Here is a 13,702-nt window from a genome sequence, read left to right on the forward strand (position 1 = left end):
TTGGGATGAAGAAAAATTTACCCTTATATATTTTGTTACTTTTCCTAATAGTAGTGAATGGTTTTTTTCTCTACAATTATTTGGGAAGCGGTGAAAATGTAAAAGAGCAGAAGGAGCGAAGGCCACCGGGAAGTTTCCTGATGAACGAACTTGGTTTTGATGAGTCCCAAAAGGAGGCGCTTCGGGATTTGACGCAAAAGCATAGGCGAAAAATGCGAGGTATTTCGGATGAGATCAGGGAGTTAAAAGATGTGTTTTTTAGTGGTTTGTCTGATGAAACGATAAGCATAAATAGGGATTCGGTTGCTTCTTTGATTGGGGATTTAGAGTCGAAAAAAGACCTGCAAACCTATGATCATTTTAGTCAGATTCAAGAATTGTGTAATGAAGATCAGAAGGCCAAGTTTAGTAAAATTATTAAGGATGCCTTACATAAAGGCGCTATGAGGCAGGGGCCTCCTCGTGATAGAAGACCTGATGGCGACAGACCGCCACGGCCTGAGCATCGGGATGGAAACAGGCCACCGCCTCCGAGGCATCAATAGGATTTAAAATAGACGTTCAGTTTTTGGACGTCTTTTTTTATTTGTGTCTTTTTTAACAAGGCCGTCCACAAGTTTAAAAAGAATATTGCATCTAAACTCTTACAACAAAAATGGATATTATGGGAAATTCTAAAATAACAGTTGGTGCCGTAATCATACTTTTAGGTTTGAGTTTGGGAATGGCTCAAAATACAACGCACAGTCACAATGGACAAGATTTTCATAGCCATACAGATTACTTTGGGTCCTATGAATTGAACGATGAAGAACATGGCACCAAAACGACTGTGACCATAAAAGGAAGTAATAGAAAAATGGTTACCAACGCCTTACCAAATCACAAAACGGGACAATTTCCCGGCCCCGGAAATCCCAATACCATTTCAGCTCAAAGGCGGACATATACGTTTCCTATAGAACCAAAATATACAGGAAACCCAGTTTGGGTAAGAGAACCGGGAGTGGCTTTAAATGGGGTGAAGTTTGAGCCTGGCACCGCTGAAGTGGTTGAATGTGATACAGGTGAAAACTACCGCATCGAAGCTTTTCAGGATTTCGTGAATTTGGGGTTGGATTTTAACAATGCGCATGTACAGCCTTCTGGAGCTTATCATTATCACGGGGCACCAACATCTGTTGTTGAAAAGTTTTATACAGGTGAAGATTTAGTACATGTGGGTTTCGCCCACGACGGTTTTCCAATGTATTATTCAAAAAGCAGGCAATATAAATCCAGCTATAAGCTAATTGATGGTACCCGGGAAGGTGAAGACTGCACCTATGATATGAGGCGCAATACTAGAAACGTGGATGTTGGAGGACACCATGATGGTACTTACACTTCAGATTTTGAATTTGTTGAAGGTTCGGGCGATTTAGATCAATGCAACGGGATTGAAATTGACGGCAAATACATCTATTTGGTTACCATTGAATTCCCCTATGTCAGTAGATGTTTGATGGGTGAAGTGTTACATAATGAACAACGAACAAGGCCTAATAGAGAAGAGTTGTTTTCAAGGATGGACGCGAATGGAGATGGACAAATTTCGAAGACAGAAGCTAGAGGCCCATTGGCTGCTCATTTCGATAACTTAGATAAAAATAACGATGGCGTTTTAGTCAAATCTGAATTGGATAACATACCGCGTCCCAATCGGAATCTAAGACGAAGAGGATAATTTTTTTGGTGATGGCGCAAGTTTTTTAAAAAGCCGACATCTAAATTCAAAAGCCAAACCCAAATCAATGAACTCTAAACGAAATAAATTGCTGAATATACTTGTTGTTATAACAATTGCGATACTGATTCTAAATATTGTGATGATTGGAATGTGTATTCATAAAAAGAATAGCAATGCTCTGGAAACAGGAAAAATAAGCGTAAAAATAAACTCAAATTAAAAAAATACTATGAAAACCTTTTTATCAACAAAATTATGGGTATTCACCCTTTGTCTTTTATTATCCGTCATTCACTTGGCATGTAGCAATACCGACGATACTACAACTCCGCAAGAAGAGGAACAAGAGGAGGAAATGGTCGATGATACCATGTATGACATTAGTGGTATCCTTTCGATGTTTGAAGGGACAGGGTTGTCTTATGCCGTAAATGGAAATACGGTAACCTTTACCACTGCGGATTTACCAAATCATACCAGCCCATATTGGCCGGTTAACAATCCACTTCACGAAGCTTATAACGGTACTAACCCTAACTGGCGCCAAAACCCAAATCAAATAGCAGAACAAAACATTGTTTTTACCATAACCCTAAACCCTTCAGAGGCCACAAATAAACAGTCTACAGAAATGGGACCCATTGGGATTGCAAGAAATGGTGTGGTATTTTTTAATCAATATGCCGCGGGAGGTTCGCCTCTTACTAATGAGATTAATTCTTTTGATCAATACTTGGGACACCCAGCCGGACAAGATAATTATCATTATCATATAGAGCCAACTTACCTCACTCAGGAGTTTGGAGATGATGCTTTCTTAGGGCTTTTGGCAGACGGTTTTCCGGTGTATGGTCCTATGGAAGATGGTTCGATCATTACAAATTCAGATTTGGATGACTATCATGGGCATATGCATGAAAACAGTGATTTCCCTAATGGGATTTATCACTATCATATTACCAGTGAGGATCCTTATTTGAATGGGAATGGGTATTTTGGAACACCAGGGAATATCTCCAGATAATTGAAGCACAGTATCTTAAATAGCGTTTTCGTGTTTTGGATGATTTGTGGATGTCACTCACCATCAAATAAGATCACCATTGATGTTTCCGACAAAAATTTGAGCTTAAACAATGGCATATTGTTTCACGACCATTCCCCATTTAATGGTGCGGTGATATTAAAATATGGTTCGGGAGGTATAAGGTCTGAAATTGAATACGCAGACGGAAAAAAAAATGGTGCCGAAACAAGATGGTATGAGAATGGAGATAAATTGTTGGAACGTTTTTATACTAAAGGTTTTAAAACAGGAATTCACAAATCTTGGTGGGAAAATGGTCATCTAAAATTTGAATACCATTTTAATGACAAAGGTGAGCATCATGGTCCAATGAAGGAATGGTACCAGTCAGGACAGCCTCTGAGAGCCTTTAATTATGAAAACGGAAAAGAAGTGGGCTCACAAAGACTTTGGAAACCTGATGGCAGTATTAAAGCGAACTACGAAGTTTTAAATGGGGAACGATTTGGATTGATAGGTTTAAAAAAATGTTATACCGTAACGGTGAATAAAGATGAAATTAAATAGAATATATCTGTTGTTATTATTTTTGATATCCTGCTTTTTTTCATGCAAAAATCAATCAAAAGAAGCAGTTTCGGTCGAAATTACAAAATTGCCCTATTTCAACTCTGCAGATTTCACACCTCAATGGGATACACCAAAACATAAAATACCAGAGTTTTCATTTGTAAATCAGAATGGGGTAAAGGTGACTAATCAAACGTATGAGGGCAAAATTTATATCGCGGATTTCTTTTTTACCAGTTGCCCAGGTATTTGCCCAAAGCTCACCAAAAACATGGCAGATATTCAAGATGCTTATAAAGATGAAAAGGATATTATGTTGCTGTCCCATACGGTAATGCCCTGGCGAGATTCCATTCCTTTGTTAAAGGAATATGCTGAAAAGCATCAGGTAAACGTAGATAAATGGCACTTGGTCACTGGGGATAAGGATCAGCTGTACAATATTGCCAGAACAGGCTATTTCGCGGACGAAGATTTTACAAAAACCCAAGACGAAAACAATTTTATTCATACTGAAAATTTTATTCTTGTAGATAAACAAGGTTATATCCGAGGCGTGTATAACGGCACCTTGCCCATTGATGTAGAACGTTTAAAACGACATTTAGAAATTTTGAAAAGGGAGGTATGATTTGGTTGACAGTTTTTTTGGAAAGGCTCCGTAATTATTTTGCGGAGCTTTTTGTTTAAAAAAAGATGATGCAAATAAAACCCAAGAGCATTAGATTCTTTTTTGTACCTTAAATCTCTCAATTTTAAATGTTAATAAGGCATCATATAATCCATTGAAACTATCATGAAAAACGTACTTATATTATTCCTGTTCACAACGTTTTGCACTCTTACGGCCCAGGAAATTTCTAAACCCGGTCTCGCCCCTGTTAAAATGGTCGTAGACAATTATCATGGGGTTGAATTGGAGGACCCTTATAGATATATGGAAGATTTGAGCAACGAAGAGGTCATAAAGTGGATGAAGGACAATGCGGATTATGCCAAATCAGTTTTAAACAACATCCCAGGAAAGCAGAAGTTATTTGATGCTATTATGGAATTAATAAATAGAAGTTCAGAATCCATTTATGCGCTATCCATCACTAAAGATGATACGTATTACTATTTAAAAAGAAAACCGGGAGAGGATATTGCTAAAATGTATAAAAGGCAGGGCTTTAGCGGGGAAGAAGTATTGTTTTTTGACCCTGAAACCTACAATAGTGATTCAGAAAAGACATATACTATTTCATCAATTTCGCCAAACTTTCAAGGTGATAAAATAGCGGTGGGGGTTTCTCCAGATGGTTCTGAAAACCCTGAAATTATTATTTTCAAAGCAAATGGCGAAAAGTATCCCGAAGTATTGTATTTGCCAACTGGTATATCATGGCTTAAATCTGGAAATGCGTTTTATTACAATAAATATAATTCCGCAGATGTAACAGACATGAACAGGCAAATTTTTACTAAGGTTTACAAACATGAGGTTGGAACCGATCAAAAATCAGATTCTGTTGTTTTTTCTAAAGAATTATACCCTGATCTTAGAATTAAGGATTTGGAGATCCCCTATGTTTTCTATTCTGAAGAGGCGGATTTAGATGTTTTATTTTTGAGTACAGTCGATAACAATATGGACTTATTTTATAAGTTACCATTAACCGATAATAGTGAAAAATGGAAGACCTTAACTACGCGCGAAGATAATGTGGTTGATGTTAAAGCCAGTAAGGAGCACGTATATTATTTGTCTTCTAAGGAAGCCCCGAAATATAAAATTTTAAGGACTTCAATTGGCAGGCCTTCGGTAGCTAATGCCAAGACCTTTATAGAGGAATATGATGAAGAGACTATTAAAGGGTTTGAGTTGACCAAAGATGGACTATACTACATTACAATGAAAAACGGTGTTGAGGCGAGCGTGTATTTTTTGGCGAATGATGCAGCCTCACCCAGAAAACTTGACTTGCCGTTTACTGCGGGCGAAGCTAGCTTGCGAAGCAAAAATATTGAGTCTTCTGAGATTTGGATTACCATTTCGGGGTGGACATCACCTGATAAACGGTATTTATATAATCCTAAAGAGGATTCCTTTACGCTACGACAGCTTTCTTCAGTAGTGGAATATCCAGAATTAGATGATTTGGTTGCCAAAGAGGTCATGGTCGAGTCCCATGATGGGATAATGGTACCTGTGTCCATTATTCACAACAAAGACTTAGAATTAAATGGGAAAAACCCTGTAACACTATATGGATATGGTTCTTATGGGGATTCGATGGCTCCCACTTTTAGCACGGTTATTTTGGCCTACACGCTTTTTGATGGTGTTTTAGTAGTGTCCCACGTGAGAGGCGGAGGCGAACTAGGTGAGGCCTGGCATAACGCTGGAAAAAAGGAAACCAAACCCAATACTTGGAAAGATGCTATTGCAACGGCGGAATATATGATTAGAGAAGGATACACCTCACCTGGGAAACTATCAATTTTTGGAGGCAGTGCAGGGGGTATTCTCGTTGGAAGAGCAATAACAGAACGTCCAGACTTATTTTCTGCCGCCGCTCCCTTAGTGGGTTCTATGAATGCAGTGAGATCCGAGGAGTCACCCAATGGCCCAGTGAATACCCCTGAATTTGGTACTTCAAAGAATCCGGAGGAGTTCAAGTGGCTACTAGAAATGGATGCTTATCATAGCATCCAGAAAGGTGTAAACTACCCAGCTATGCTAATAACTTCAGGAATTAATGATCCGAGGGTTACAGCGTGGGAGCCCGCAAAATTTGCGGCTAAGTTGCAGGCTGCTACTGCTTCGGATAAACCCGTCCTATTTCTAACTAATTTTAAAGGTGGTCATGGTGGGCGTACAAAACTGAGTGATACTATTGACGAATTTGCCGGTATTTTTGCCTTTTTCTATTGGCAAGCGGGACATCCGGATTTTCAGCCTAAAAATTAATCTTAATATAAAAAAAGAGGGAAGTATTAGCCTCTCTCTTTTCTACGCTTTTTATATTCTTCAAACATTTGTTGCCTGAAATCTTCCTCTGCCAATCTCAGTTTAATGATTTTTTTAGGAGGAATAATTTTTGATAATTTTTCTGAAAATTCAATTCGTAATCTGTGCATTTCGTTTTCCGCTTTTCGGAAACGCTCTATTAAAACTAGGGCTTCATTGTCCGACATGGTGTCCGTATTTTCACGAATTTCTTTTCGCAGGCTCTTCATTTCCTTATGGCGGATAGTATTGGTCTTTTCCTCAAATGCATTATACACTGGCCAAAACTCTTGGGACTCTTTTTCGCTTAAATCCAACTTTTCGGTAATAAAGGCCACTTTAAGCGCCTTTATTCTTTCCCATTTGCCTTTTTGTGCCGTAGCCGATAGGCATATTAGAAGCACAGCTATAAACAGTAACTTTTTCATCTTTCATATTTATTATTCTATCATCAACGATTCTATGTCTGCGTTGTTTAATAGGTATTCTTCTATGTTTTCTTTATCTAAATTATAATTTATAAAATCATTTTCATTTAATTCCTCATCAGACATTAATGAGGCAATCTCGTAGGAGCTAATATTTTCATCAATGATATAATTTTCAACAGTTTCTGTTTCTAAATTATCAAAAGATGGATTACTTTCAAAAATAGGAATATTCAAAATAATCAAAACAGCGGCTGCTACACCCGAGATATAAATCATCGTTTGCCTAAAGTTAAATTTAACAACCTTGGTGTCTTTTTCTTCTGAAAGTTTTTCAAAAACCTTGGATTCCAATGTGTCAAAATAATTGTGAGGCGTCTTAAAACCAGCAGAACTTATGTCGTTTAAATGCCTTTCATTTTGGATTTTATCTAACATCGAGGCTTCAAATGATTCAAAATAATCCTTTGGCACTTTAAATCCCGTTGATTTGATGTTATGTAATTTTTTGTCTTTCATTATTTTTCAGTCTTAACTGTTTGACTCACTTTAATTTAAAAGGTTTAATCGTCAGTTAAATAGGCTTCAATTTTTTTAACCGCAATGTGGTAGGAAGCCTTTAATGCACCTTCGCTGGTTTCTAAAACATCAGACATTTCCTTATACTTCAAATCCTCAAAATATTTCATATTGAATACCAATTGCTGTTTCTCAGGCAAAGTTGCAATCGCTTTTTGAAGTTTAAGTTGGATGGCATCGCCTTCAAAATAAACATCAGAAGCCAGGGTTTTTATGGCCAATTGTTGTACTTCTTCACTCGTCACATTGAGCCGTTTGGCGTTTTTATTGATAAAAGTGATAGACTCATTGGTGGCAATACGATACATCCACGAAAATAATTTACTATCGCCTTTAAAGTTATTAATGTTTTTATAAACTTTTATGAATGTATTCTGAAGGACATCGTCAGCATCGTCATGTGATTTTACGATATTTCGAATGTGCCAATACAGGCGCTCCTTGTAGAGTCCCATCAGTTCCCTAAAGGCTTGTTCTTTTTGCCTGTCTGACTGCAATTGTGCTACTAATTCTGTGTCGTCAATCACAAATAATCTTTAATTATTTGACTACTAAATATAAAGAAAGTTTAAATTCAATTATTTGTTATTTCAGGTATTTTTTAAATGATTGATAATCAAATAGTTATATTACATAATATCGATAAAGTGTAAATAAATTCGATAAAATACATTTTTTTCTTGGTTCGTAAGAAGATTTATTATAAGTTTGCTTCAGAAACCTACTTACTATTGTTAGTCGTCCCCAAGTCTAACAATGAACGGAAAAGGATAGAACCCCCAAATCTCTATCCTTTTTTACTTTTTATAAACTTTTTTAATTTCTGAAAAGTACTAATCGAAACTCTGCATTTCAACGAGTTTTTGATAAATTCCTTTTTTGGATAGAAGGTCTTTGTGCTTGCCCTGTTCCACGATTTCTCCTTTGCTTAAAACCACAATTTCATCAACATTTTGAATGGTGGATAGTCGATGGGCAATGACGATGGAAGTTCTATTTTTCATCATATTTTCTAAGGCCAACTGCACAAGGCGTTCACTTTCTGTATCCAATGCCGATGTGGCTTCGTCGAGAATCATAATTGGAGGATTTTTTAATACGGCGCGTGCAATACTTAATCGTTGTTTTTGCCCACCTGAAAGTTTGTTTCCGGAGTCCCCGATGTTGGTGTCAATGCCATTGGGCAAGTCTTTTACGAATTCCCAAGCATTGGCAATTTTTAAAGCTTCAATAATTTCTTCTTCAGAGGCATCCTCTTTTCCTATAAGAATATTGTTCCTTACCGTATCATTAAAAAGAATGGAATCTTGGGTAACCAATCCCATTAAACTGCGCAGTGAATGTTTGGTAATATCCCTTATATCTTCACCGTCAATGGTAATACTGCCCTTGCTAACATCGTAAAAGCGGGTCACCAGATTGGCAATGGTACTTTTGCCGCTACCGGATTGCCCTACCAGTGCTACGCTTTTGCCTTTTGGAACAGATATTGAGAAATTTTTAAGTACCAGATCTTCTTCATATTTAAAGGATACATTGTTTAAAGCGATTGAATCGGTAAAATCAGATTTTGTTTTTGCATTAGGCTTGTCTTCTAATGGAGACTTCGTATTTAATATTTCTAATACGCGTTCCGCTGCTGCGTTTCCTTTTTTTACGCTATAACTCGCTTTACTTATCGCTTTTGCAGGTGTTAAAATATTATAAGCAAGCCCCATATAGACTATAAAAAGTCCTGCTTCTAGACTTTTTTCATTCAAAACCATTCTGCCACCGTACCACAATAAGATGGCAATTACCAAAATACCCAGGAACTCACTTGTTGGAGACGCCAAGTTTTGACGGTTTAGTAACTGGTTTGAAAACTTATTGAACTTAGAAGTGGAATTGCGAAACTTGTCTCCAAATATAGTTTGCGCATTAAATCCTTTAATGACTTTTAGCCCTCCTAATGTTTCTTCAATTATGGATAAGAATTGTCCCTGTTCCTTTTGTACCTTATCAGAATGTTTTTTTAAGCTTTTCCCTATTCTAGAAATAATAAAACCTGAAACCGGGATAAAAATAAAGACAAATAGTGTGAGTTTCGTGCTTATTAAAAACATTGTAATAATAGTAAACAGAATCATAAGTGGCTCTCTAACTATAAGTTCTAATATGGAAAGGAAAGATCCTTGTATTTCCTGAACATCAGTAGTTATTCGTGCAATTGTATCTCCTTTTCGTTTTTCTGAAAAAAATGCTAGTGGCAAATGCGTTATTTTTTCGTAAAGCGCATTTCTAACATCCATTAAGACTCCATTTCTTAAGAAGGTTATAAAATACATGGCAAGGTAGCTAAACAAGTTTTTTAGTAAAAACATGCTTATTACCAAAACTACCATAAAGATTAATACATCATCATGCCCTTGGTTAACCTTTTGGGTCACGAAGAAATTGAGGGAACTTTCCAAATACTCCTTTACGTTAGCGATCCCGTTCCAAGTAGGTTTGGTGTTTAGCTGTTTTGTTTTGTCAAATAAAACATTAAGCATTGGAAACAAAGAGACCATTGCCAGCGTACCAAATAATGCATAGAAAATGTTGCTTATAATATTCAGAATTGCATAGCTTTTATAAGGCCTTGCAAATCGAAGTATTTGCTTAAAGTACTCCATTAAATTAGGTTCATTCCTTTCAGAATGGTTTCAGCTTTAGCATCAAGCTGGGCTTCTGTTGATTTGAAACCATCTACTGAACTTAGCGAGGTATTTACGCTTACATAAAACTTAATTTTCGGTTCCGTGCCGCTCGGCCTAAGGGCTACCTGACTGCCATCCTCCAAATAATACATAATTACATTGGATTTTGGGATACCAATGGACATCTCTTCGCCAGTAAGCAAATTTTTGGATGTGGAGGATTCATAATCCTCAATTCTCGCAACTTTTACGCCATTCACTTCTTTCACAGGATTTTGGCGCGCATCGGTCATCATTTGTTTGATTTCTTCAGCACCTTCGATTCCTTTTTTAGTCAGTGATACCAGTTTTTCTTTAAAACAGCCATGTTCCACATAGAGTTTTATCAATTCATCATAAAAAGAACTCCCGTTGGATTTTGCTATCGCGGCAATTTCACATGCTAATAAAGTAGAAGTTACGGCATCTTTGTCGCGCACAAAATCGCCCACCATATACCCGAAGCTTTCTTCTCCACCTCCAATAAAATTCAACCCAGGGTTGTCCTTAATCAATTTTGCAATCCATTTGAAACCGGTCAAAACCACTTTGTTGGCAACTCCATAAGCATTTGCCAATTTGTGTAGCATGGGCGTTGATACAATAGTTGTAGCTATAAATTCTTTGCCTTCTATTTTGCCTTCGGCCTTCCATTTTTTTAATAGAAAATCGGTCATCATTACCATCGTTTGGTTGCCGTTAAGCAATTGCATATTCCCTTCGGAATTTCGAACCGCAACCCCCAATCTGTCACAGTCTGGATCTGTGCCTATTACAATATCCGCTCCTTCCTTTTCGGCAAGTTCGAGTGCCATTTTTAGGGCGGCAGGTTCCTCTGGGTTTGGAGATTTTACTGTTGGAAACCCTCCGTCCGGTTGCTCCTGCTCCTTTACAATATGGACGTTTTTATAGCCTGCTCGCTTTAAGGTTTCTGGCACTGCCGTGATGGAGGTTCCGTGCAACGAGGTGAATACAACGGTCAGGTTGTCTTTGGCGGCCTGTGTTGCACCTACCGATCCATTTTCAACGGAGGCGTCAATAAAAACATTGTCCACGTCTGTCGATATATTATGGATAAGGCTTTCATTGGCCTTAAATTTTATATCGGAATAATCGAGATTGTTGATGGTTTCAATAATTGCACCGTCGTGTGGCGGAACCACTTGACCTCCATCTCCCCAATACACTTTATAACCGTTATATTCCGGTGGATTATGTGATGCTGTTAACACAATACCGCAATGGCAATTTAGATGCCTAACGGCAAATGATAATTCCGGCGTTGGGCGTAGGTCCTCAAATAGATATACCTCAATACCGTTGGCGGAAAACACATCTGCTACTACCTTGGCCAATGTCTTACTATTATGCCTACAATCATAAGCAATAACAGCTTTTGGGGTTTCTCCGGGAAACTGTTTGCGCAAATAATCGCTTAGGCCTTGGGTGCTTTTTCCAAGGGTATATTTGTTGATACGATTGGTGCCAACGCCCATGATACCTCGCATGCCTCCGGTTCCAAATTCCAGATCCTTGTAGAAACTCTCTTGAATATCCTTTGGATTGTTTGCGATGCTATGCTTGATAGTCTCTTGGGTTTCGTTGTCAAAAGTTGGGGTCAACCAGGTGTTGATTCGGTCTAAAATTTTTGGTTCAATGTGTATCATAATTTAATAGTTGGATAGTGTACAAAATTAAACATTTGGTTCAATATAGCTAGGGTAAAATTACTCTTTCAAAGGAAACCGAAGTGAAAAAATAAATTTCAGAAATTTATTTCATCTTTTACAAGATAACGTTTTTTGTCGGTTTTACTTCGCAAAATAATTTCGCCTAAAAAACCCGCGACAAAAAACTGGGTGCCAATAATCATAGTAGAAAGCGCAATATAGAATTGTGGACGTTGGGTAATAAGTCTTCCCATTGGGTTGATGAATAATTTATCGATGCCAAGATAAGTGGCAAATCCAAAACCAATAGCAAACATAATTACTCCAAGAGCACCGAAAAGGTGCATTGGCCTTTTTCCAAAACGGGATAGAAACCATATAGTGATAAGGTCTAAAAAACCATTAATAAATCGATCCATACCAAATTTGGTCTCACCATATTTCCTGGCCTGGTGTTTTACTACTTTTTCACCGATTTTACCAAACCCTGCACTTTTTGCCAAAACAGGAATATAGCGATGCATTTCGCCATTAACGTCGATGTTTTTCACAACATCATTCCGATAGGCTTTAAGCCCACAATTAAAGTCATGTAATTTGACACCTGACGTTTTCCGTGCCGCCCAATTGAACAGTTTTGAGGGGAGGTTTTTAGCAATAACAGAGTCGTATCGTTTCTTTTTCCAGCCAGAAATTAGGTGGTACCCCTCTTTTTTCACCAGGTCGTATAGTTCAGGGATTTCTTCAGGGTTATCCTGTAAATCAGCATCCATCGTTATGACCACATCGCCATTGGCCTTTTCAAAACCAGCGTGAAGGGCTTGGGATTTTCCAAAATTCCGAAGAAATCTTATACCTTTTACATTATCGTTACTTTCAGAAAGCGAAGCAATGATTTTCCAAGAATTGTCCGTACTTCCATCATCAATAAAAATGATTTCATAAGAAAAATGATTGGACTGCATCACTTGCACAATCCAATCATGTAATTCGTTTAAAGATTCTTCTTCGTTAAGTAGTGGTATAACTACGGATATGTTCATTAACTAAGCTTCTTTTTTGAGTATCAAACCGCCAACCAAAGCATAAATAAGTCCGAATAAGGTGCTCATACCTATCCAAATTGCTGAGCCCAGAAGGGGGTTAGAAAACTTTTCAACGTACTCCATTGATTTATCTATCATTTCTTCAGTCATCTTAGGGTTTTCGTAGAGTTTTTCCCTAGCAACCTCCATCATCTTGCCCATAAACTCAGGGTCGATAACATAGTTGAAAATAATGCTGTACACCGCGTAAATCAGTCCGCTGATAACTCCTGTGGCTACACCAACTTTTAAGGCATCAGAAAGCGAAAGTATTTGCCCATTGCTTTTTCTATATTGGCTGATGGTGTAAATAATAAATAGCGGAAATATAAGGTAGTAAATATAAATAGGCCATTGTTTGCCCTCCAGCATCATGCCCGAAGTGTACATACCTACTGAAATAATTACCATAATAAGCCCCAAAATAAGGCCATAGTTTACTGCGAATTTACCTGGGGATAATTCTTTAGCTTCCATAAATTTTTGTTGTTATTGGTTATATGGATAGTTAGTAAACAAAGATAGTAAAACGTTACACATTCGATGGGATTAAAAAACATAAAAAAAGATTGTAGGTTTATAAAAAATACTTAAATTTGCACCTCTAAAAAATTAAGATTTAAAGCGTAAGGCGATGAAAAAAGGGATACATCCAGAAAATTATAGACTTGTAGCATTTAAAGATATGTCCAATGATGATGTGTTTTTAACAAAATCTACAGCTAATACAAATGAAACGATTGAGGTTGACGGTGTGGAATACCCATTGGTGAAAATGGAAATTTCCAGAACATCGCATCCGTATTATACTGGTAAATCCAAATTGGTGGATACTGCCGGACGTATCGATAAATTCAAAAACAAGTACGCCAAGTTTAAAAAGTAAGCTTGCGCAAAATATA

At 37.4% G+C, this 13,702-nt stretch carries 14 protein-coding genes; 7 read left to right on the forward strand and 7 right to left on the reverse strand.

All coding sequences use genetic code 11. From position 1 onward, the window contains the following. Positions 1 to 5: 5 nt before the first annotated feature. The 6 genes from H7U19_RS04475 (at position 6) to H7U19_RS04500 (ending at position 6,279) form a co-directional block, all read left to right on the forward strand. Positions 6 to 545, forward strand: coding sequence for a Spy/CpxP family protein refolding chaperone (locus tag H7U19_RS04475; protein WP_186559341.1), 540 nt, complete (start codon positions 6 to 8; stop codon positions 543 to 545). Positions 546 to 664: 119 nt separating this feature from the next. Next, positions 665 to 1,726 carry a YHYH protein gene (locus tag H7U19_RS04480; RefSeq protein WP_246454588.1) on the forward strand — a complete coding sequence of 354 codons (1,062 nt, stop codon included), beginning with the start codon at positions 665 to 667 and terminating at the stop codon, positions 1,724 to 1,726. Positions 1,727 to 1,958: 232 nt separating this feature from the next. Next, positions 1,959 to 2,753 carry a YHYH protein gene (locus H7U19_RS04485; protein WP_186559343.1) on the forward strand — a complete coding sequence of 265 codons (795 nt, stop codon included), beginning with the start codon at positions 1,959 to 1,961 and terminating at the stop codon, positions 2,751 to 2,753. After that, positions 2,754 to 3,323 carry a toxin-antitoxin system YwqK family antitoxin gene (locus tag H7U19_RS04490; RefSeq protein ID WP_246454589.1) on the forward strand — a complete coding sequence of 190 codons (570 nt, stop codon included), beginning with the start codon at positions 2,754 to 2,756 and terminating at the stop codon, positions 3,321 to 3,323. 88 nt (positions 3,324 to 3,411) lie between these two features. Then, on the forward strand, positions 3,412 to 3,957 hold the full coding sequence (locus H7U19_RS04495) for an SCO family protein (protein WP_246454590.1): 546 nt from the start codon (positions 3,412 to 3,414) through the stop codon (positions 3,955 to 3,957). Between the two features lie 165 nt (positions 3,958 to 4,122). Continuing rightward, entirely contained in the window at positions 4,123 to 6,279 is a 2,157-nt protein-coding gene (locus tag H7U19_RS04500) for a prolyl oligopeptidase family serine peptidase (protein ID WP_186559347.1), read from the forward strand. Between the two features lie 26 nt (positions 6,280 to 6,305). Here the strand turns inward: H7U19_RS04500 and H7U19_RS04505 are convergent, their stop codons facing one another. The 7 genes from H7U19_RS04505 to H7U19_RS04535 all read right to left on the reverse strand — a co-directional run bounded on the left by H7U19_RS04505 (position 6,306) and on the right by H7U19_RS04535 (position 13,277). Next, positions 6,306 to 6,746 (reverse strand): sensor of ECF-type sigma factor, encoded by a 441-nt coding sequence (locus H7U19_RS04505; RefSeq protein ID WP_186559349.1) that lies wholly within the window; start codon positions 6,744 to 6,746, stop codon positions 6,306 to 6,308. 12 nt (positions 6,747 to 6,758) lie between these two features. Beyond that, positions 6,759 to 7,265 (reverse strand): hypothetical protein, encoded by a 507-nt coding sequence (locus H7U19_RS04510; RefSeq protein WP_186559351.1) that lies wholly within the window; start codon positions 7,263 to 7,265, stop codon positions 6,759 to 6,761. Positions 7,266 to 7,309: 44 nt separating this feature from the next. Continuing rightward, positions 7,310 to 7,849: an RNA polymerase sigma factor gene (locus H7U19_RS04515; protein WP_484496851.1), complete on the reverse strand. Its 540-nt coding sequence runs from the start codon at positions 7,847 to 7,849 to the stop codon at positions 7,310 to 7,312. Between the two features lie 309 nt (positions 7,850 to 8,158). After that, the gene (locus tag H7U19_RS04520; RefSeq protein ID WP_186559354.1) at positions 8,159 to 9,982 is read right to left on the reverse strand and encodes an ABC transporter ATP-binding protein; all 1,824 of its coding nucleotides are present in this window, start codon (positions 9,980 to 9,982) and stop codon (positions 8,159 to 8,161) included. Beyond that, positions 9,982 to 11,712: a phospho-sugar mutase gene (locus H7U19_RS04525; RefSeq protein WP_186559356.1), complete on the reverse strand. Its 1,731-nt coding sequence runs from the start codon at positions 11,710 to 11,712 to the stop codon at positions 9,982 to 9,984. The genes H7U19_RS04520 and H7U19_RS04525 overlap by 1 nt, the downstream gene beginning before the upstream one ends. A gap of 98 nt (positions 11,713 to 11,810) precedes the next feature. After that, entirely contained in the window at positions 11,811 to 12,758 is a 948-nt protein-coding gene (locus tag H7U19_RS04530) for a glycosyltransferase family 2 protein (RefSeq protein WP_186559358.1), read from the reverse strand. 3 nt (positions 12,759 to 12,761) lie between these two features. Next, positions 12,762 to 13,277, reverse strand: a complete 516-nt coding sequence (locus tag H7U19_RS04535; protein ID WP_186559360.1) for a DUF4199 domain-containing protein — start codon at positions 13,275 to 13,277, stop codon at positions 12,762 to 12,764. A gap of 157 nt (positions 13,278 to 13,434) precedes the next feature. On the opposite strand from H7U19_RS04535, the gene H7U19_RS04540 reads away from it, so the two are divergent. Then, positions 13,435 to 13,686, forward strand: coding sequence for a type B 50S ribosomal protein L31 (locus H7U19_RS04540; RefSeq protein WP_186559368.1), 252 nt, complete (start codon positions 13,435 to 13,437; stop codon positions 13,684 to 13,686). The last annotated feature ends 16 nt before the right edge of the window (positions 13,687 to 13,702 follow it).

The sequence above is a fragment of the Hyunsoonleella aquatilis genome (assembly GCF_014270105.1).
Classification (GTDB): Bacteria; Bacteroidota; Bacteroidia; order Flavobacteriales; family Flavobacteriaceae; genus Jejuia; species Jejuia aquatilis.